The organism is Planctopirus hydrillae (genome assembly GCF_001707835.1).
GTDB lineage: Bacteria > Planctomycetota > Planctomycetia > Planctomycetales > Planctomycetaceae > Planctopirus > Planctopirus hydrillae.
Genome location: NZ_LYDR01000010.1, coordinates 1 through 19567 on the forward strand (window position 1 = coordinate 1; position 19567 = coordinate 19567).

19 protein-coding genes and 2 pseudogenes are annotated in these 19567 nt (G+C 51.7%); 19 read left to right on the top strand and 2 right to left on the bottom strand.

Features of this window, described 5'->3' with window-relative positions:
• The 14 genes and pseudogenes from A6X21_RS23500 to A6X21_RS01065 all read left to right on the top strand — a co-directional run.
• Positions 1–414 (top strand): DNA/RNA non-specific endonuclease (locus A6X21_RS23500; RefSeq protein ID WP_205847360.1); only part of this gene is annotated, 414 nt, incomplete at its 5' end.
• Between the two features lie 34 nt (positions 415–448).
• A complete protein-coding gene (locus A6X21_RS01010; protein WP_068845396.1) occupies positions 449–988 on the top strand; it encodes an SMI1/KNR4 family protein in 540 nt (179 codons plus the stop codon).
• Between the two features lie 321 nt (positions 989–1309).
• The gene (locus A6X21_RS01015; protein ID WP_165603643.1) at positions 1310–2368 is read left to right on the top strand and encodes a polymorphic toxin-type HINT domain-containing protein; all 1059 of its coding nucleotides are present in this window, start codon (positions 1310–1312) and stop codon (positions 2366–2368) included.
• A 38-nt stretch (positions 2369–2406) separates the two neighbouring features.
• Positions 2407–3228 (top strand): SMI1/KNR4 family protein, encoded by an 822-nt coding sequence (locus A6X21_RS01020; protein ID WP_068845400.1) that lies wholly within the window; start codon positions 2407–2409, stop codon positions 3226–3228.
• 162 nt (positions 3229–3390) lie between these two features.
• Complete coding sequence (locus A6X21_RS01025; protein WP_165603644.1) at positions 3391–4803, top strand: polymorphic toxin-type HINT domain-containing protein; 1413 nt, start codon at positions 3391–3393, stop codon at positions 4801–4803.
• 48 nt (positions 4804–4851) lie between these two features.
• The gene (locus A6X21_RS01030) at positions 4852–5616 is read left to right on the top strand and encodes a hypothetical protein (RefSeq protein ID WP_068845404.1); all 765 of its coding nucleotides are present in this window, start codon (positions 4852–4854) and stop codon (positions 5614–5616) included.
• A gap of 98 nt (positions 5617–5714) precedes the next feature.
• Complete coding sequence (locus A6X21_RS01035; protein ID WP_068845406.1) at positions 5715–6602, top strand: polymorphic toxin-type HINT domain-containing protein; 888 nt, start codon at positions 5715–5717, stop codon at positions 6600–6602.
• Between the two features lie 124 nt (positions 6603–6726).
• The gene (locus A6X21_RS01040; protein ID WP_165603645.1) at positions 6727–7764 is read left to right on the top strand and encodes a suppressor of fused domain protein; all 1038 of its coding nucleotides are present in this window, start codon (positions 6727–6729) and stop codon (positions 7762–7764) included.
• A gap of 4 nt (positions 7765–7768) precedes the next feature.
• Positions 7769–8020 (top strand): annotated as a pseudogene (locus A6X21_RS25405) (polymorphic toxin-type HINT domain-containing protein); the annotation flags it as partial.
• Entirely contained in the window at positions 8021–8539 is a 519-nt protein-coding gene (locus tag A6X21_RS23505) for a DNA/RNA non-specific endonuclease (RefSeq protein WP_131818117.1), read from the top strand.
• 39 nt (positions 8540–8578) lie between these two features.
• Positions 8579–9118: an SMI1/KNR4 family protein gene (locus tag A6X21_RS23510; protein WP_083233312.1), complete on the top strand. Its 540-nt coding sequence runs from the start codon at positions 8579–8581 to the stop codon at positions 9116–9118.
• 238 nt (positions 9119–9356) lie between these two features.
• Entirely contained in the window at positions 9357–9548 is a 192-nt protein-coding gene (locus A6X21_RS24195; protein WP_131818118.1) for a hypothetical protein, read from the top strand.
• 11 nt (positions 9549–9559) lie between these two features.
• On the top strand, positions 9560–10186 hold the full coding sequence (locus A6X21_RS01060; RefSeq protein ID WP_068845414.1) for a restriction endonuclease: 627 nt from the start codon (positions 9560–9562) through the stop codon (positions 10184–10186).
• 63 nt (positions 10187–10249) lie between these two features.
• On the top strand, positions 10250–10651 hold the full coding sequence (locus tag A6X21_RS01065) for a nucleotide-binding protein (protein ID WP_205847361.1): 402 nt from the start codon (positions 10250–10252) through the stop codon (positions 10649–10651).
• On the opposite strand, the pseudogene A6X21_RS25090 reads toward A6X21_RS01065, so the two are convergent.
• A pseudogene (locus tag A6X21_RS25090) lies at positions 10534–11211 on the bottom strand (replication initiator protein A). The gene A6X21_RS01065 and the pseudogene A6X21_RS25090 sit on opposite strands and share 118 nt — an antisense overlap.
• A 412-nt stretch (positions 11212–11623) precedes the next feature.
• Here A6X21_RS25090 and A6X21_RS01080 point away from each other — a divergent pair.
• From A6X21_RS01080 to A6X21_RS01100, 5 genes are all read left to right on the top strand, one after another.
• Positions 11624–11887 (top strand): hypothetical protein, encoded by a 264-nt coding sequence (locus A6X21_RS01080; protein ID WP_068845418.1) that lies wholly within the window; start codon positions 11624–11626, stop codon positions 11885–11887.
• A 558-nt stretch (positions 11888–12445) separates the two neighbouring features.
• Positions 12446–12643: a YegP family protein gene (locus A6X21_RS01085; RefSeq protein WP_068845453.1), complete on the top strand. Its 198-nt coding sequence runs from the start codon at positions 12446–12448 to the stop codon at positions 12641–12643.
• Entirely contained in the window at positions 12615–13346 is a 732-nt protein-coding gene (locus A6X21_RS01090) for a hypothetical protein (protein ID WP_131818119.1), read from the top strand. Before A6X21_RS01085 ends, A6X21_RS01090 begins: the two co-directional genes overlap by 29 nt.
• A 19-nt stretch (positions 13347–13365) precedes the next feature.
• Positions 13366–13620 (top strand): hypothetical protein, encoded by a 255-nt coding sequence (locus A6X21_RS01095; protein ID WP_068845420.1) that lies wholly within the window; start codon positions 13366–13368, stop codon positions 13618–13620.
• A 421-nt stretch (positions 13621–14041) separates the two neighbouring features.
• Positions 14042–15556: a M6 family metalloprotease domain-containing protein gene (locus A6X21_RS01100; protein ID WP_068845421.1), complete on the top strand. Its 1515-nt coding sequence runs from the start codon at positions 14042–14044 to the stop codon at positions 15554–15556.
• Positions 15557–15939: 383 nt separating this feature from the next.
• On the opposite strand, the gene A6X21_RS01105 is transcribed toward A6X21_RS01100, so the two are convergent.
• A complete protein-coding gene (locus A6X21_RS01105; RefSeq protein WP_131818120.1) occupies positions 15940–18519 on the bottom strand; it encodes a hypothetical protein in 2580 nt (859 codons plus the stop codon).
• Between the last annotated feature and the right edge of the window lie 1048 nt (positions 18520–19567).

The following is a 19567-nucleotide window of genomic DNA, read 5'->3' on the forward strand; positions in this document are numbered from 1 at the left end:
TCGGGGCGTCCAAGGGGAGCTCGAGCTTTAATTTCACCAAGTATGCTGGGAACAGGATCTGATGCCTCCTCATACTTACTGCCTCCTGGTTGGGATGAACTCCCCGCTAAAAACAGAGGCCGAGCGCATTTAGTTGCCAAGCAGCTTGGTGGGAGCGGCAAAGACGCAAGAAATATCGTGGCGATGTTTCAATACACTGCGAATAGTCCGGCGATGTCGAGTTGCGAAGGTAAGATTGCCGCAGCAGTTAGGAATGGAGAGTGCGTGGAATTGAAGGTTACTGCAAACTACAACAGAGATGATCCTAAGCCCGTATCTATTGCAATCGAAGCGAATGGCGATCGAGGTTGCTTTTCACTTACGGTGACGATTCCTAATACCAAATCCGCAGCAACTCCATCACAGTGTCGATAGCTATTTGCTCGCCGAATTTCTGAAGGGGCTTTGTATGTCTATCCAAACAATTATAAAGCTTGTACCGCCTCCTGAGAAGCCGAAGGGACTGCGGAAAAATCGACGGTGGGATCGAGTTGAAGAAAAAATAGGCAATGAGCTTCCAGCAGACTATAAGATATTTATCGAGACGTATGGCAGTGGGCTTTTTGCCGGATTCATCCGGATTTTCAATCCATTTGACAGCAGTGAGTATATATCGTTACTCAGAATGTCGACAACGGTTGTCGACATTTATCAGGATATTATAAAGTCATATGGAGATGTAGGGTTTCCGTTTGTGTTTTTTCCAATGGAGAAAGGTTTGCTGCCGTGTGGAAATGATGAGAATGGAAATCATTTGTTCTGGCTCACGGGCACCGATTCAGAAAAATGGAAGATAGTCGTGCTTGAGAGGGGGGCTCCAAATTGGCAACTTTTCGACATGGGTCTGACCGATTTTCTTGCCAATGCCCTCACAAAGAAAATTCGCTGCAAAATTTGGCCATCAGACTATCCGGGAAACCGAAAGAGCTTCACTTTTGAATGTTTTTAGTAACATTTATGCGGCGCAGAATACGAGACTGCGCTGACAGAGGCCGTAAGTGCTGGTTATGAGTTTCATCGCCTTGTTGTAAGTAGGTTTCGGAAGCTGAAGATCCTCACCTGGCTGTGGAAGCGCAAGGGGGCCTCGGGTGGCAAGGGCTGTGGTTGCAGTGGACCCAGCGGCTGCCCCCTGCCCCCCCCTGCTGCAAATAAACCCAAACCAAAGGCCCAAGGCTGCGGCAACTGCTTTGTCGCCGGGACGCTGGTCAAAACGCACTCAGGTCGCACGTTTATCGAGCGAATGAGCGTGCGAGACCGAGTGGATCCAGCGTTGCCAGATGGTTGGGACCGCACGGCAATACCGCTGGAAGGTCGCTATGTCGACTGGCGAAAGCTGGAACTGGTCCTCCTGGCCGACAACGCCCCGTGTGGCACCGCGACGCTGTTGCGACCCGTCGCTTGGGTGATGGAACAAGCTGCCACGCCAGGTGAAACAATCTTCCTCAATCTCCCGGAAATCGGGATTGAGGGACCCGCTCAAGTCGTTAGCATTGAGGAAACGTTTGTTGTCCCCAGCCCCGGCCGTCTGATCACAGGCGTCTTCCGGCACACGTCAGGAGAAATTCTTGATCTTCAAATCGAAGGAGAAAACCAACCGCTCGGCACAACGAAATCCCACCCATTCTGGAGCGTCGACCGCGAAGACTGGATCGCTGCACAGGATCTCCAACCTGGAGAACTCCTGCTGGACGAGCAGAACCAGCCCGTACGACTGGTATCGTTCACCGAGCGCGACGAACCGGCAGAGGTCTACAACCTCGAAATCGACGGCGACCACTGCTATAGGGTGGGACAACAGGGCTTACTGGTGCATAACGCGTCGTGCCAGAAAGGTAGAAGTTCCTATCACCTCAGTCCAGCGAGAATCCAGATAAATGCGACAACAGGAAGTCCATTCCGCGATGGGGTCGGTCTAGCAGTTGTCGCGTATCTGACATCTCCTTTGAGTAAAGGTGACGACTTCAGCAGATACCCAGACTGGTGGCGTGATCTGTCAAAGGATAGCTGGCGCAGGGGCCATTTGTTGGGGAAGCAGTTTGGAGGCCCTGGAGGATCCGACTACAGAAACCTTGTTCCAATACTTTTCCAAGTTAACAATTCGGCCATGGCTACCTGCGAAAACCGGATTCGTGACGCTATCGCTTGCGGCCATTGCGTCACCTACTCAGTAAAGGCGACCTATCCAAATAAGCGGTCGCTAGTTCCTAGAAGTATCCACATCGTGGCAACCAGCCCCCAGGGACTCAACATCAATGCTTCCATTGACAATGTGTCAAGCCCTGGGGTTCCAATCTCATGTAGTCCAGTTGGGCCTAATTCGCAAGGTTAGAAGTATTTCTCAATACGAGCCACATCGCGGAAACACTCATGAACCTCAATAAATTGTTTAAACATCTTGCGCCGCCGGATGAGCCTTGCGAACCCTGCGGCAAGCGATACGCCGAAAAAAAACTTGGGTTGCGACTGCCTAAGGAGTATCTAGACTATCTTAGGCGCTATGGATCAGGCCAAATAATAGACGAAGGGGTGTTAGAGATATTCGTCTACAACCCCTGTTCGCCTCAGTACGATTTCGAACTGGCGCAGCACACAGCGATTCTTGAAACAGCATTGAGGGAAAAATCCCAAAGTGACCTAAAACTCTCCGCTTTCCCCGCCACACCAGGCATGCTTGCCATCGCGTCCGATGACAACGGCAATGAAGTTTACTTTCTCACAGACGGCCAACCGGATCAATGGCCAATAATTGTGAGAACACCGGAAGGGGTCATCTTCACGTACAGAACGACATTCGTGGAGTTCTTGGAAAGCCTAATCCTAGGCAAATTAGATGAGTCGCCATGGAATACCTCTTTTTTCAAAGATATCACCAAAGTTTACTTCAAACCTAAAATAGATAACACAAAGGAATTGAAAGAAGAGCCAAAAAGCATATTCACCATTTATATTGAAAACGGATGTCGTGCGAATTTTTGGGTGAGGCATTTCGCTGATCAGAAGGCTGTTACAATTAGAATCAACTCGATCAATGGTTCGGAAAGTGGCGAGCTTCCAGGACTTCCCCCTGACTACAATGGTAGCCTCGTTGATGGCGACTTGTACGTCGGTAGCGTTCTCGAAGAAGCGCACACGGGCCTAGATCATGCCTATCAAGATGCGTTTATACACATTCCTTCTGTAAACCCATAATACAGAGAAGGCCTTTTGTCGCAATTGCTTGTTGTCACTTGCTTATGGTTTCCTCGTAAGTCGGTAATGTATTTAAAGAAAACGCCGCGCCTGCATCGAGAGGAAGATTTTGCGTGGTCGAGCGTTAGCCCTACCCGAGTGTTTGACAGGATCGTTGCGGTGATGAAGTTCTTCCTGAGCGCCATTTGCCGATCCGTGAATTGTGACGCCCAAACGGTCACGGGGCTCGCCGTCGGTTTCAAAGGGGCGCTGATTGACCTCTTGGGACCGATGCTCAGGGGGCTGGTGACCGTCGTCCTCCCCAAACTGTTGGGGCAACTCAACGATCTGTTTTGCAAGATCCGGCTGGCTATCCGCAACTTCCTCAAGAAGGTCATGCTGGCCATCTTTAAAATTCTTGGAAAATCGCCGCTTGGGAAGCCCGGTTCGACAACTGGAGCCGGGACAGCGTGTGGGATCGCTCAGCCAACCAACACGGCGTCAACAGGGGCGAAACCCAACAACTTCAACTGCGGCAACTGCTTTGTGGCAGGGACGCTGGTCAAAACCAACGCAGACCGCACATTGATCGAACGCATGGAAGTCAACGACCGGGTGGATCCAGCCCTGCCAGACGGTTGGGACGTTGCTGCCGTCCCGCTCGAAGGTCGCTATGTCGACTGGCGAAAGCTGGAACTGGTCCTTCTGGCCGACAACGCCCCCTGCGGCACCGCGACGCTCTTGCGACCCTTTGCGTGGGTGGAAGACGAGGGCGCGGTGATCGGCCAGACGATCTTCCTCAATCTCCCGGAAATCGGCATTGAGGGACCAGCTCAAGTCGTTAGTATTGAGATTGTTGCAGTCGAACCTGGGTTGGGTCGATTAGCCACAGGCGTCTTCCGGCACCAGTCAGGAAGCATTCTCGAACTCAAGATCGAAGGAGAAAACCAACCGTTAGGCACAACGAAATCCCACCCGTTCTGGAGCGTCGACCGCGAGGACTGGGTTTCCGCCCAAGACCTCCAACCCGGCGAACTTCTGCTGAACGACCGCAACCAACCCGTCAGACTGGTATCCATCACCGAGCACGAAGAGCCACAGGAGGTCTACAACCTCGAAATCGACGGCGACCACTGCTACCGGGTGGGTGATCTAGGGCTGTTGGTTCACAACATGTCTACGCAATGCTGCAGTGGCCTAAAAAGTGACGTGACATCTCCTGTATTTACCGTATTTGCAAATGGACGAAATGTTCCAATTTACGGACTACCACAGAACACTGGCGACATGCGGTGCCCGGGAGGCATGAATATGCATGCGCAAACCTCAATCAACATCGCAAAGGCGGCCGCGGCTAGTGGTGAGTATGAATATATAACACTTAATCGCTCCTGGAGTAAGTCAAGCGGAAATGCGTCAAGCGATTCCAGACGCCCTGATGTTGTTGGCGTTAGGTGTGACGGAAAGGTGGATGCATGGGAAGCAATTTCAAAAACTGATAACCCGAATACTCTTCGTGATCGGGTTAGATCTGGCATGGAGTCACTTCCTTTGTCACGCCGAGGTCAGATATTTGTGGTTCCGCTTTATTGTTAAGGTGCTGTTATGAGTGTCGATGCAGTAGTGTCACAGGAGTGCTCTTGCATGGCGTTGTATGGACTTGCCAACGCTCCAGACAACATCAGGATGTTTCATGAAAATGCTGTCGAGTATTTCCGTAGTATTGGCTGTCACCCTGACAGGATTTCTATTGATGGATCCGGCTTTAGCGGGAAAACGGGAGATTTCAAGAAAATCAATGCTCGCTTTTCTCGTGCAACACCCACCGAGGTGGCATCAATTTCGATGTATTCAATGTTGCCGAATGGAGATACCCCCCTTGTTGACTGGCAGGCTATATCATTTATCGACACGTCTTCTAAATCATGTGTTGTCGTGGCGATTCATTCATCATTTGTCGAAATGAATGACCCGTCATTTGTGGAGTTTTCAAGAACTTGTGTCTCGCTTTTGTCTCCAGCTTATGGGTATTTGTTTTCGCAAGCGAAAGATAATGGTCCTTTTTTTTATGCAATGGGCATGAACTTTGGCGTCCCTAGCAACTTCAAGACAAGCGATAGTCAACTTGCTATATCAAGGTGGGGTGATGTTGGGTTGGAGCAAGAAGTATATCGCCAAGGTGTGCTAAGAGATGTTTTTCCTTATAACTATCTTTCAGAAGCACATGTTTCAAGAAGAATTGGCGATAAGACGTTTACGCAATGGGTTGATTCTGATTCTTGGCGTGGAACTATACGTCCTATAAACGAGAAAGCATGGCTTTGGAGGGTTGCGACTGGCGATGAACCTAGGCTTAGCGCAGAACTCAATGACCATGGGATGATTTTTGACTGGAGAAGTTATCAGTAGTTATGATAATCAATTCAACGTCTATTAACACGGGAAGACGATCATAGATTGAGTGATCGGCTCATTGACGTCCGAGAGTGTGAGTAGAACTTACCATCTTGGCCGACAACGCCCCCTGCGGCAACGCCACGCTGTTGCGTCCCGCCGCTTGGGTGATGGAACACGCTGCCACGCCAGGTGAAACAATCTTCCTCAATCTCCCCGAAATCGGCATTGAGGGACCAGCTCAAGTCGTTAGCATTGAAGATACGTTTGTTGTCCCCGGCCCCGGACGCCTGGTCACGGGCGTCTTCCGGCACCAGTCAGGAAGCATTCTCGAACTCAAGATCGAAGGAGAACATCAACCGCTCGGCACAACGAAATCCCACCCGTTCTGGAGCGTCGACCGCGAGGACTGGGTTTCCGCCCAAGACCTCCAACCCGGCGAACTCCTGCTGAATGAACGCAACCAAACCGTCCGGGTGGAATCGATCACCGAACGCGAAGAGCCACAGGAGGTCTACAACCTAGAAATCGACGGCGACCACTGCTACCGAGTTGGTGAGCAAGGGTTGTTGGTACATAATGTTTCATGCGACTACTGTGGGGATATCGGAGCAACTTATACTTCGACGCCACCCTCGGGAGGGACATGGCTTGAGTGTATTCGTATCAACTGTCCCGGGAAGGCCGGCACAGCACTCGGCGTTCCCTATCCCCATGGCCATCATATAGTCATGAAGGGCAATAAATATCCCGAGAACGAGCAGGCAAGGCAGATTCTCTGTAAATATGGAATTAATCCATATACAGGGTGTGCGAATCTTGTCGTGGCAAGAAATCACTGCCACTCGGCACAATATGCCAAACAGGTGCTCGCGTACCTTCAGGCGGCTGACAAGCAAGGTGCGGATCCTACCGCAATTCAGAAAGCTTTGCAGGATGCAGCTGGTTGGCATGAACGATGTCGCGATCCAGAAAAAGTCAATGATAGGACCGACGAGTAACATGAATGCGTTTGACCCAGCACAAATCTACCAGGCATATAACAACCGAGATGCCTCTGAATTTCATCGCTTACTCAGCGCCCATCCAGAACTTCTTCGAAACGACGATGGGAGGGATTATTGGATGCAGAGCGCCGCGCAAGTTGGCTGGCTGGAGGGCGTCAAGGTACTTCATGAATTGGGGATCGGTGTCAACGAACGTCCTTCGACCGCAGGAGATGAAGTTAACGACCCTGACGACCCTTTCCTGCAACTGGAAGGTCCAATTTTAATGGCTGCTGCTAACGGTCAACTTGAGGTTGTCCGCTGGCTACTGGATCATGGTGCTCAAATCAACTTTACGGTAAAGGATCGGCCTCGCTGCCTGTCGATTGATTTCGCTGCTCAAAATGGCCATTTGGACGTGATCAAGCTTCTCGTGGAGCGAGGTGGCTATTTCGATGCGACGAATCATGGGGTTAATGCGATTTCATTGGCGGAGGACCATGGGCAGTGGGAGGTTTTCGATTATCTGCACGCGTTGGGAGCCCGCACGCTGCGGGAGACAACCAAGCCCGACTATGACCGGACCCATCGCCGAATACGGGGAACGATGCGGGAGAACCTGGGGCCGCTGTCTGACTGGAAGGACTCAGTTCCTGGTGAGCCTCCGATCGAGATCTGCCTGATCCCTGCGAACGAAAACTCTTCCGTGCATACACTCTTTACGGTGGGGTTAAGCGATCATCCGCTTCCCAGAGGCCGCTGGAAGCAGACCTGTTGCGAACTGAAGGTCATGCTTCCAGCGGATTGGCCGACTGGCGACGAACCACGTTCCTCCATCGATCACGCGTGGCCTCTGGAATGGTTGAAGAAGATTGCCGGCGAGTTGCGTCAGGCTGACAGAATGCCCGACGAACCAATTCTGTTCATGAACGGCGAGCCTCCCAAGGGGCTTGCCGAAGAGACGGAACTCTGCGGTTGGCTGCTGATGCAGGCCTTGGGGGAAAGCATTGATGCCCCCGACTACCGATACGTTGGCATTTACGCGATCTTCCCAATTTACACCGATGAGGCTGCCTATGCCCGAGAGCATGGCAGCGATGCACTTGCCAGAGAGTTCTACAGTCGGGACGTACCACTTCATGTGGTGACTGAAAGAATGAATGTTGTGAAACAGTAAATATATCGGGGAATTTCTCGAACTCAAGATCGAAGGAGAAAACCAACCGCTCGGCACAACGAAATCCCACCCGTTCTGGAGCGTCGATCGTGAAGACTGGGTTTCCGCCCAGGACCTTAAGCCCGGCGAACTCCTGCTGGACGATCGGAACCAACCCGCGCGGCTGGAATCCATCATCGAGCGCAATGAACCGGCAGAGGTCTACAACCTCGAAATCGACGGCGACCACTGCTACCGGGTTGGTGAGCAGGGGTTGTTGGTACATAATGTTTCTTCCGGCTGTGTAAACAACAGAAAAGGATTTATCGAATATCAAGAGGAAGATACATGGGGAGTCACTAAGAACACCAGTGATCACTATTCGGGGCGTCCAAGGGGAGCTCGAGCTTTAATTTCACCAAGTATGCTGGGAACAGGATCTGATGCCTCCTCATACTTGCTGCCTCCTGGATGGGATGAACTCCCTTCAGGTAATAGAGGAAGAGCACATTTGGTTGCCAGGCAGCTTGGTGGAAGCGGAAAAGATGCAAGAAATATCGTCGCAATGTTTCAACGAACAGCAAATAGCCCAGCAATGTCAAGTTGTGAGAGTAAGATTGCCGCAGCAGTTAAGAATGGCGAGTGCGTCGATTTAATTGTTACTGCCAACTATTCTTCTGACGACCCTAAGCCAATATCCGTCACAATCAAGGCCAATGGTGATCGAGGTTGTTTCTCACTTTCCGTAACAATCTCTAATTCTAAAACAGCAGCAACTCCTTCTGCCTGTAAATAGAATCCCTATGCCTACTGCTTAACCAACGAAAGGTACTAAATGTCTATCTACGCACTTAAGTTACTAGTACCTCCTCCTGACAAACCCAAGGGATTGAGAAAAAATCGAAGATGGGACTTGGCTGAAGCTAAATTGCACACTCCGCTCCCAACTGACTACAAGGAATTCATTGAAGCCTACGGCAGTGGGCTTTTTGCAAGCTTTATTAGAATCCTCAACCCCTTCGATAGAGACGAAGACGTGTCGCTTATCAGGTGTTCAAAAACAATTGTGAATATATTCCGCGAAATGAAACCCAATCTTGGTGGTAAGGATTTTCCATTTCAGCTTTTTCCTGACCAAGGAGGATTACTTCCATGCGGCACTGATGACAATGGAAATTTTCTATTCTGGAAAACTGAAGACAATCCTGAGGCATGGAAGATTGTTGTCGCCGATGGCCGTGGGCCACGATGGCAACTTTTCGACATGGGTCTGACCGATTTTCTTGCCAATGCCCTCACAAAGAAAATTCGCTGCAAAATTTGGCCATCAGACTATCCGGGAAACCGAAAGAGCTTCACTTTTGAATGTTTTTAGTAACATTTATGCGGCGCAGAATACGAGACTGCGCTGACAGAGGCACATAAGTGCTGGTTATGAGTTTCATCGCCTTGTTGTAAGTAGGTTTCAGAAGCTGAAGATCCTCACCTGGCTGCGGAGGCGCAAGGGGGCCTCGGGTGGCAAGGGCTGTGGTTGCAGTGGACCCAGCGGCTGCCCCCTGCCCCCTGCTGCAAATAAACCCAAACCAACGGCCCAAGGCTGCGGCAACTGCTTTGTGGCGGGGACGCTGGTCAAAACCAACGCAGACCGCATGCTGATCGAGCGTATTTTGGTCAATGAGCGGGTGGATCCAGCGTTGCCAGACGGCTGGGACCGCACAGCAGTACCACTGGAAGGTCGCTATGTCGACTGGCGGCTATATGTCTTCACTATGCTCATTTCTGGGCTGAAAGCGATCCTCAGTTGATAGCAGGTGCCATGAGCGATGAGAAACCGAAGATCATCGACTTGAGTCAGTCCAAAATCGTTCCCTGGGTTTCGTTCGAGGCGGAAGTCGCAGAATACTTTGAGAAATCGCTTCCCCAAGGGGATTGGGGCCTCGTTGCAAACTCGGCATCTGTTCGCCGCAAGCCCGCCTACTATTCGAAGGACCGTGAAACGGACATTGTGTTTGACGCTTCGGTCGAAGTCCGCCCGCCGACAGACTCTTCAAGAATCCTTTTGCTGTGGCTGATCGAGTGCAAGGACTATCCTGATCGGAATGTCAATGTGGATGAAATTGAAGAGTTTCATGCCAAGATGATGCAAGTCGGTGCCCACAAAGGGACGGTCTTCACGCGGTGTGGCTTCGCCTCGGGAGCGATCACTTTCGCTAAGACCCACCGCATTGGGCTCTCGGTGCTGACGAAAGAAGAGCATCTGATAGTTCAGATGTCCAGATCCGGAGGAATTCACTTGAGGACAACGGTGGTGATGCCATTCTGCCTCGATGAAGGCATTGAATCACGATCATGTCTTACACACCTGATCACCCGACAAATGCATCCCTTCGACATTCTGGTTCCCCCTGTTTTCCTAGAGCACATTGCCGGATGGACGCCTTGATGCCGGGGTGCCGGCATGCTAACGGTCTAGCATGACAGTCTGCTGGAAATACTGCTTTCCAGCATGCCCGAACCGCGCCAAGGTCGCGGCATGATCATCGTGATTGCCAATTCAAAGGGTGGGGTGGGGAAGTCGACGCTGGCGGTCCATCTCGCCCCGTGGCTCAACGAGCAGAACCACCGTGCGACGCTGGTCGATTGCGACACCCAGCACTCCTCCTCCGAGTGGATCCGCGAAGCCGCACCCAACGTCAAATCGATCTGCCTCGACAACCCCGACGACATCCTCGATGAATTGCCGTCGCTGGCTCGGGAGACCGACTTTGCCTTCGCCGATGGCCTCGGTAGTCAGACGGAAATCAGCCGTGCGCTGCTTCTCAAGGCACACCTGGCGATCTCATACATCCGCCGGTCGAGGGGTTTGCGGAGCCGGAAGTCGTCTCGGTGCAGCGTAAGAACTTCCTGATGCTTGATGGCGTTGAAAGCCCAGTCGGAGAGCTTGATCTCGACCTCCAGCATCCGTCCCTCGCGCGACTCGCGGACGATCTTGGCCCGTTTGATGATCGCGAAGGTCTCGAAGACTTCCTGGCTGCCGGTGGTGATGTTGGTGCTGATGCGGGTTCAGGCCTACCGCTCCAGGGCCGCTTTCAGAGCCTCATATCCGTGACCGTTCGTCATCCGGTTCGTGACCTTCAACAGATCGTGGGCCTTGAAATGCAGGACCGGCGAGACGGGTTGTCCGGCGTTCTGGGCTGCCATCAACTGGCTGATGCAATCGATCAGGAGGTCACGATCATGAACCGTCGCCAATCCCTCGGCCGAAGGCATCACCTTGACGTAGGTCGTGCCATGCTCGTAGAGCCGGATCCGGTGATCGGGCTTCGTGGATAGGGAGAAGATCGGATGTTCCATCGACGCCATGTCCCCCTTGGGAGCCGCGTCGCTGAGGTCGCAGGCGAAGAAATCCGGAGCCTGGCGGCGATCGGGGAGGAGGGGGGGGCGTTCCTTGATGGGTTCGATGAGCATCCGGCGATACTTCGACACTTCACCCACCTTGTCAAGCGGTTTCGACGGATCACACACCGACGCATGGCTTTGATGGTTTACACACAGTTGTTCGAGGGTTTACACACGGTTGTGCGAGGGTTTACACACCAGGCGGTCCTTATAATCCTACGAAAAAAACATATTGCGAAGTGCTATCCACAGTGTAATACTCTTATTAACACAAGAATGTAACACTAAACGAAATCATGTTGCTCCTGTGGATAACTAACGGAACGCCGGACTTTGTCACAAATCACATTTCCATAGACCACATTTCGACGGATGCACCAGTCCTGCCCAGCAGCCTGGATGCGCCAAGATCCGAATAGGACGCACCGGGTTCCAGCCAATTCGACAGATTCGTACCCTAGCCGCAACACACTGAAAACCGATGAACACCTACCTGATCTCATACGATATGGCCGGAGGTGGCGACTACGACGCCCTTCACGAAGCTATCAAGGCGTATGGGCACTGGGCTCATATCACCGAATCACTATTTGCTGTGAAATCCTCGCTCTCCGCAAAAGAGATTCGTGATGACATCTGGCAATACCTTCCATCAGGAAGTCGCCTAATCATCGTGAAATCCGGTACTGAGAGCGCATGGAGTAATGTGATCTGCACTAACGAATGGCTAAAGAAAAATCTGTAATCATGGCAAACGACCAGCATAGTGGAGAAAAACCGTTCCGCGTTCGCTGCGGAAAAGTCGACTCGTTGACACTGTATGAAATCACTGATCACGAGCTTGAAACCCTCGCAAACGGCTCCCCGTCAAGTATTCATCTCAACTTCGCGATCTTCTTCATTTCCCTTGCCACATCATTCCTGACAGCACTCCTCACGACCTCAACTCCCTCGATAAGAACATTTGCAGTGTTTGTAGTTATCACCGCAATCGGGTTCTCAGCAGGAACTGTCCTTCTTGGCCTATGGCATTTCTCTCAGAAGTCAACAAAATCCATCATCCGTCAAATACGAGATCGAGTTCCGGCGGATCACTCGGAGCCACAGGCACATGCCGTAGCGATACAGTCGCATGCACTCCAGTCAGTTGGAACATCAGTTTCAAGCGGAGAACCCCAATCTCTCCGCCAAACTCAATCACCATGAGAAAGCACGCACACCCTCGCACACAGCCAAGCAGATTGCCACACGCTATCCTGTCTCATTTCATAGTCGATAATCAGAACGGAAAGATACCATGAGCATGCAATACTTCTACATTTCCAAGGATGCCTCAAGCCAATGGCGTTGGAAATTTGTCTCGACTAACGGCAAGACGATCGCAGTCAGCTCAGAAAGCTATCACAATCTTGAAGATTGTGAGAACTCCATTGTGGTGATCAAGTCGCAGTCACCCACCTCCAAGGTGATCGGTGACGATCACTACAGCAAGCTTCGTTGATGAGAACACAGATTTACCCTGCTTCGGCACTTTAAAGCAGTGGAATTTCGTTCAGAGGCCCATTTATAGGAGGAACCTGGCATTTTACTGCTGTTCAACTGAAGGAAGCAAAGGCACTGGTCTTGACATTATGCAAATGAAGATTCAGAAGTCATGGGACGATCTCGCGAAGTTTGGAAAAAGTAAGACAGTGCGGACTGCCTATATTTGGCTCTTTGTCGTGCCTCTGGCTGCCAAGGCGCTTCTAGGACTTAAACAAACTTTGACATTTGACATTGCAGGCGAGAACGTCTCTCTTGCAATCGGGTTGCCTTTCTCGTGGAAGCTCTTTTTCTTCTCTGCTGTGTCGTTCTCAGTCGCTACCGCACTCTTTCAGTTCAAATGCCCAAAGATCATTCAAGAACATGATGACTATGCTGGATTCGTGAGCGAGGGGAAAGGAAAGCTACACCTTGATGAATACGCCAAAGAGGCAATAATAGACCCTGAAACACGCCAAGAACTCCAGGCACTTGATCCACGAAACAGTGACTTCCACAAGCAACTTTGTGAGGTTTATTGGAAAGTCCGTGAAGCAGCAAACATCTCGGATAGCACCACTCGCAAGTTTTGTTTGGTATTCAACTACATTGGCCTGATTTTAATCACCATTGTTGCATTCGAGAACGTCTGCTTTGTCATAAGAACGACAGTCAACTGGTAACCAGAGGAGATCGTTATCAATGGCTCCTGGAAATCGCGAAGATGAACGACCTCCAAATCGTGACGAGATCCAATCAATAGTATTTGCGTTGATCTGGGATAAGGTTTATGACGTTCGCCACTTAGATGGGGTTGGTGGCACAAATATCTCTCATGGAAAGTTAAAGTATCTCGATCAGGATGGTTTTGTAGTGCTAGAAGGTCCTGACGGGAATGTAATATTAATACCAAAAGACAGAATTATTGATATCAAGCAGGTACCGAAGACATCTTAGGCTAACCAACGGTCACCATAGGGGTCAACACTTCAGGCTACATTCTCGTGACCGAACTGGTCAGGTGAGGAAAAAACTTAGATCTCGTGGAACGTGTCGCACTACCATTTGCATACGATTCCCTGCATTCGAGATTCATTTATAGAAGCGTATTGGACAATGGACTCAAGCATGAGTGATCGTTGCTTGCGAATGGGCAATTGAAACATGATGAAACGGCTTTCTCTGCGTGAAAATCATCCGTTGTAGAGTTTATACCAGCATGATTTCTCCTGCAATTCATTGCAAGTTGGCTTTCAGCTTGATGCATCGCAGTTTATCACTCCATTCCTTACCGCCAATCTGCGGCGGCTTTCTACCGCATTTCGGCGGTCAAACACCTGTTCGGTGGCAGTCTTTCTAACAGAAAATGGGGTGTCCGATGTCAGTTCCGTTCAGCGGCAAGGAGTTCACTTTCGCCCAACCCGACGGCACCGCCCTCCGCGTTCGCGGTTGGGGCGACCAGTACCACGCCGTCTTCGAGACCCTCAACGGTTACACGGTGGTCGAGGAACCGGCCACCGGCTTTTACCAGTATGCTGATGTTAGCACCGACGGAGACGACCTGATGCCCACCGGGGCGCGGCCACGGCTCGTTAACCCGAAGAATTTAGGGATCAAGCCTGGGGTACGAGTGTCGCGGGTGGCCGCTAAAGCCAAGACGATGGAAGGCCCTGGACTGCTGCCCGGCACGTCCCGGTGGGAGCAACGCCGTCAGCAGTTTAAGCAGGCGCTCCGCAACGCGGCGTTCGCCTCCAGGTTCACCCCCGCCCCACCCCACCGCGAGACGGTCGGCGACTTTGTCGGCTTGTGCCTGCTGATACAATTCTCCGACGTCCCCGCGACCATCACCCGTGATCAGGTTGATGACTTTTGCAACAAGGTTGGCTATGCGGGGTCCGGTAACAACGGATCCGTTTACGACTATTTTCTGGAAGTCTCTGGGGGCCGCCTCAGGTATAAGAACGTGGTGGCCCCGTACTATACGGCTCAGCACCCCAGAAGCTACTACACTAACGAGCAAATCGCCCAGCCGATTCGGGCGCGGCAGTTGATCAAGGAGGCACTTGTTTACCACAAGGCTCACGGTTTTGACTTCTCCGGCCTGTCGGTCGATGCCCAACAGTATGTGTACGCCACGAACGTTTTTTACACCGGGACGCGGGTGAACAACTGGGCGAAGGGTCTTTGGCCCCACTCGTACCACCTCCAAACGCCCCACCAACTCACTCCAGGGAAGAATGCCTTCGACTACCAGATCACCGACATGACTAGCGAGCTGTCGCTGGGCACATTTTGCCACGAGAATGGGCACATGATTTGCGATTTCCCAGACTTATACGACTATGGGTACGAGTCGGCCGGGGTCGGCACGTTCTGCCTGATGTGCGCGGGGCCAAACGCGGATGAGAAGAACCCGCCCCAAGTCGGCGCGTATCTCAAGTACAAGGCTGGATGGGCCCAGTCGCTTAAAAAAATCACCGCTGGCTTTGCCGGGACGGCGGAGGCCGGGTCGAACAAGTTCTTCATTCACCGCAAAGGGCCGACCGAGTACTACATTGTCGAGAACCGCTTCAAGCAGGGCCGCGACCTGGCTTTACCGGGGTCCGGCCTGGCAATCTGGCGCGTCGATGAGTTAGGCGACAACCAGAACGAGCAAATGAGCGCGGCGCTTCACTACGAGTGTTCTCTTGTGCAAGCAGACGGCCATTACGATCTCGAGAACGACCCGCAGAATCAGGGGGATGCAACGGACCTGTTCGCGATGGGGGTGAACGATCGCTTCGCCAGGGGGACGATTCCGAACAGCAATTGGTGGGATGGGACGGCTTCCGGTCTGGACATCAGCGCGATCGGCCCGGCTGGCGTGCAGATGACGTTTACCGGCAACATCTGATTCCGCCGTCCCATGGTGGGGAGTGCATAAGCCGATGGTTTAGATGGCGCACAAAAGCAGGCGATTTAGCAGACGGCAGAGGCTCTGGGCTATTCGTGACGTGGAAATCACTCGTCCCCTGCCGCTGCTGACTTGGGTCGTTGTAGGGTCATCTCCTATCCGCCGAAGAGTTGAAAAAACGCTGCAGCGCAACGTTCGATCCCGTGACACTGGCAATAAAAAGTTCAATTGGCATCCTGTCCTCTCTGGAGCGTGGACCGGGAAGACTGGGTCTTCGCCCAAGATCTTCAAGATAGACCTGTGACTTGCTTCTGTTTTTTAAGGCCAGGTTGCGGGAATGCTGTTGTGAGCTCGACAATTTGGGATTGAACTCCGATTGCCAATCACTTTCGGTTGCCGGTGGATTTTGTACGCGGTTTTGGGCGTTTGGACGTTGCCTGAGCTTGGGTATTGGCGGTCGTTTCAGAGTCCATCTCAGAATCTGGAACATCACCCGCACCGGCCTTACAAATGAAATATTCATCCAATCGCTCGCGTAACGTGTTGCTGCCAATTGTCGTCAGCATCCCGCTGGAGTGCGCCTGTTGAATTTCAAGCTTGAGCTTCGGCCAGGTTTCCACCAGGAATTTCTCTCGTGGCTTGCCCCATGTGAGACGCTCTGCTTTTTTACATGCCAGAGCCACTTTCTTTGAAAGTTGTGCGTATTTGGAGTTGTCTCGTTTGGGGCGGCCTCTTTTTAACAGCACCGACTCCTTCCACGTCAACACTGGGTCGGGCATGCTTTGAATAGAATTGGCGGGAAGGCCTTTACGGAGCACACTCATCGCGTGGGACATGTCGGATGCCAACTTGTCGACAACCAGATCGTTTGTGGCGTCCGAGGGACATCGCCGGGCCACGCGGCGCAATTTGGCGGCCATCCATCGCAGGAGTTCTTCGCAGATGGTGTCCAACCGTCGAAGTCCCGGAGTCACAGCATGTAGCGGCAAGGTCTTGATGAGATCCAGCATTTCCCAGATTCGTTTTTGTGTGATATCCGATTTCAGATGCAGCGAGTTGATCAACTTGCTGGACTTGCGCTCGGCGTGAGTGCGATCAGATCGACGGATGCTGACAATCTTTCCCAGGTCCACGACTTCATCAAAAATCTGTTGGCAACCTCGCTTAACTGCGGCCGCCTCACGCCTGCCCCAGAGCTCGATCGATTGAGTCAACTGCTCGATCATCTCTATTTGGAGAGGTCGCAACGACAGTCGGCAATCGACATTCAGGATCTCACTGAGCTTCGTATCACGAAGTTCTTTGACGAGGTGAATGAGTGATTCCGATGCGGATGATGTCTCTGGAGTGTTGCCGTGACTCTTGCGGAAATTCTCCCAGGCCAGGCGAGCTTCGGTCTCGTCCAGCGACTGCAGATAGGCATCCAATCGTCCTGAGGCGAAACGGACGATGGGAGTCGACAACAGAATTGAAGAAAACAGCGACAGCAGGAAGGTCATGCTCGAGAACGAGGCAGTCCAGGGGGAATAACGATTTCCGTTTTCTAACTGCTTGACGGCTGGATGCAGTGGCAGAACCGATTTCGTTGGCGTGACCAGCAAATTGAAGCGGTTGCCATCGTTCTGACCATCCGGATTCGCAGGTCGAAGTTTTTGGGATCTTTCGGAAAGATCGACCTTTTTGGACCAGGCCGACGCTGCGGCCAAGGCAATCGATTGGGCTGTCCAGCCGTCCATAGAATCCGTGCAGGCGAGGACTTTACGAAGGGCAAGAACCTTGATCTTCGATGGAACAAATGGTCGGGAGTTTAGAAGCTCAGTGCTGGCGTTTGCCTTCTCTGCAGGAGACGCCGTTGAATCGGGTTTGGTCGTTGTACGACCCGTGCTGTTCTGCGAGTCCGCCGTTGTGATCGGGGCTAAACCGTACGTCTTCTCATCCACTTCGAGTATTGAATAACCCTCGTGAGTCAAAGTATAGCCCGACAATACACTCGCGCAGTCCACGACTTCCCACTCACCCGACCAGGCCATGTCATAGAGCAGGCGATTTTCTACACCAGTGGTAAGAAATAAAATGTCTGGAAAAGAGTCGTAGCGCAGTTTGGGACTGGCTGTTTTGTTGAAAAAATCCTTTTTGTCGTAGCTGGGATTTTCCTCATCCAGGACAAAGCCATTTTGCCCGGCCAGCAAGGCGGCCTTGTCGTTCGCCGCATCGAACCAATCGTTCTCACCACCTGCCTTCCCATCGTTCAAACGATCTGCATTTGGCGGACAGACCAGTTCGAGCATCTCTCCCGCAAGCCGCCTTTGGAGTGTGTCCTTTCGGCCCACCGCCAGACGGATCGGAAATGACAGCGGCTGTTGAATTGGTTTGCGAATCAAGTCTTCGAAAGAAACTGCTCCCGTGGGAGTTGGATTCCCTTTCAAGATCTCGTTCAAGAGCTTCTTTTTAGCGATGACCAACAGCATTTCGGTTCGAAACGGGGCCAGCAGCCTGAGATCCGGGGAGTCCTGCGAGGCAAACGAATCGACCACAATCGCACAGGTTGGTGGGGGACTGAGGCCCTTTTTACTATTGATGAGCCGCAGGAGATTGTCCTGGGTACCACCCGTTTCCTTAACTGTCACTTTTTCGATGCCATTGCCGAAAAAGGGGAAGTAACGCCGGATTCCCGTTGTTGTCGTGATGTTCTTCTGCAGATCTACGGCACTATCGAACTGATTGGTTGAAGGAAGATCAGCGAAGATGACAACCTCTTTCCTGAGAGGCGAGAAGAGGTAGGCGAGGAAGTCAGCACCTGCTGTCAGCAGGATATACATCAGCAGCGTCAAACAAATGAATCGAAGGACATTCCAGATCCAGTTTCCGGCTTGAGATCGAACGGCAAGTGTTGACAGTTGGCTGACCAACGATGTGTCGGCGAATGCTCGAAACATACCCAAAAAACGGTTGGCAAGATCCATCGGCAAGACCTTTGTTCGAAAACGATATGCCAAGGCAATGGACAAATTATCGGTAACCTGTAGATCGCCGGAGTGAGTTATCAGCCATAGGCACAGGTTGCCTTGCTTCGCACCGAATTCTCTATAAATTACGGGCTCCGCGAAATGCTCTAGTGTTCAAGATGTTACTAGAGATTACTGTGTGAGTATTGGCATGGTTGATGCGGGAAGTCAACGAGTAAGCGATCTTTACATTTTTTTTCGAAACAGTTTCGGTTTGGGAAACCTCCATGTTTGTCGGAGAGATGACGAACACCAGAGCAACTACAAACAAAGGTCAGCAGTTCTACGAGTGCCAATAGATATAAGTACCAACTAAAGTGTCACGACTGTTTGCACTGGAAAGTCGAGTCTTCACACCGATCCAAGTGTTGCCGACTTTGCGGATACGTCCGACTTCCGCTCCAATCAAGTCGTAAAAATGCGATTCACCCTGACGTCTACCCTGCCGTTAGTTTCAAATCCGTCGGAAGTGAGGATGTTCCCCTGACTTACCCGCAGCTCGCGCGTTTGAATTGCGCAGGGGCATTTTTCGCACCACTGCTCAATCTTCGGCTAAACAATTCTGCCCTGGGAACTGATGCCGGGGTTTCGGTGTATTGGAGGGGTGGTCGAAGATCTTTCACCTCCTCGACAGGAATTGTTCCCATCAGCTCCGCTAGAACTCTTCAAAGTCAAAATCCTGTCAGTTGTCGAATCGCGTCGTCGCCCGGCAGGGTCTTGCCTGATACGGCTAGGTAGTTTTTCTGAAACAGAAAGGCGGCATAATCGGTGCAATCTGCAGATGTTGCCATATGTGTGATTTCAAGGATATGACTGGAAATTGTCCTCTTGTGAGTCATGGAAAAGGCTGTATAGCGTGAAACAATGTCCATCTGGTCGGGCTGGACTTGACAGTCTGAACTCATTTCACGCAGGTGTGCTATGCCAACGACTCACGCCCGGATTTCAGCAGTTCAGTCCGAATTGTTTCCGAAATTCCACCACGTCTCTGCTTACGAAATTGGGC

Bases quoted from the DNA above. Each gene is read 5' to 3' on its own strand.
- A6X21_RS01040 (WP_165603645.1), top strand. From the start codon at position 6,727: ATGCAGAGCGCCGCGCAAGTTGGCTGGCTGGAGGGCGTCAAGGTACTT.
- A6X21_RS01095 (WP_068845420.1), top strand. From the start codon at position 13,366: ATGGCTCCTGGAAATCGCGAAGATGAACGACCTCCAAATCGTGACGAG.
- A6X21_RS01010 (WP_068845396.1), top strand. From the start codon at position 449: ATGTCTATCCAAACAATTATAAAGCTTGTACCGCCTCCTGAGAAGCCG.
- A6X21_RS01080 (WP_068845418.1), top strand. From the start codon at position 11,624: ATGAACACCTACCTGATCTCATACGATATGGCCGGAGGTGGCGACTAC.
- A6X21_RS01020 (WP_068845400.1), top strand. From the start codon at position 2,407: ATGAACCTCAATAAATTGTTTAAACATCTTGCGCCGCCGGATGAGCCT.
- A6X21_RS01085 (WP_068845453.1), top strand. From the start codon at position 12,446: ATGCAATACTTCTACATTTCCAAGGATGCCTCAAGCCAATGGCGTTGG.
- A6X21_RS01105 (WP_131818120.1), bottom strand. From the start codon at position 18,519: ATGGATCTTGCCAACCGTTTTTTGGGTATGTTTCGAGCATTCGCCGAC.
- A6X21_RS01060 (WP_068845414.1), top strand. From the start codon at position 9,560: ATGAGCGATGAGAAACCGAAGATCATCGACTTGAGTCAGTCCAAAATC.
- A6X21_RS01030 (WP_068845404.1), top strand. From the start codon at position 4,852: ATGGCGTTGTATGGACTTGCCAACGCTCCAGACAACATCAGGATGTTT.
- A6X21_RS23510 (WP_083233312.1), top strand. From the start codon at position 8,579: ATGTCTATCTACGCACTTAAGTTACTAGTACCTCCTCCTGACAAACCC.
- A6X21_RS01025 (WP_165603644.1), top strand. From the start codon at position 3,391: ATGAAGTTCTTCCTGAGCGCCATTTGCCGATCCGTGAATTGTGACGCC.
- A6X21_RS01065 (WP_205847361.1), top strand. From the start codon at position 10,250: ATGCCCGAACCGCGCCAAGGTCGCGGCATGATCATCGTGATTGCCAAT.
- A6X21_RS01100 (WP_068845421.1), top strand. From the start codon at position 14,042: ATGTCAGTTCCGTTCAGCGGCAAGGAGTTCACTTTCGCCCAACCCGAC.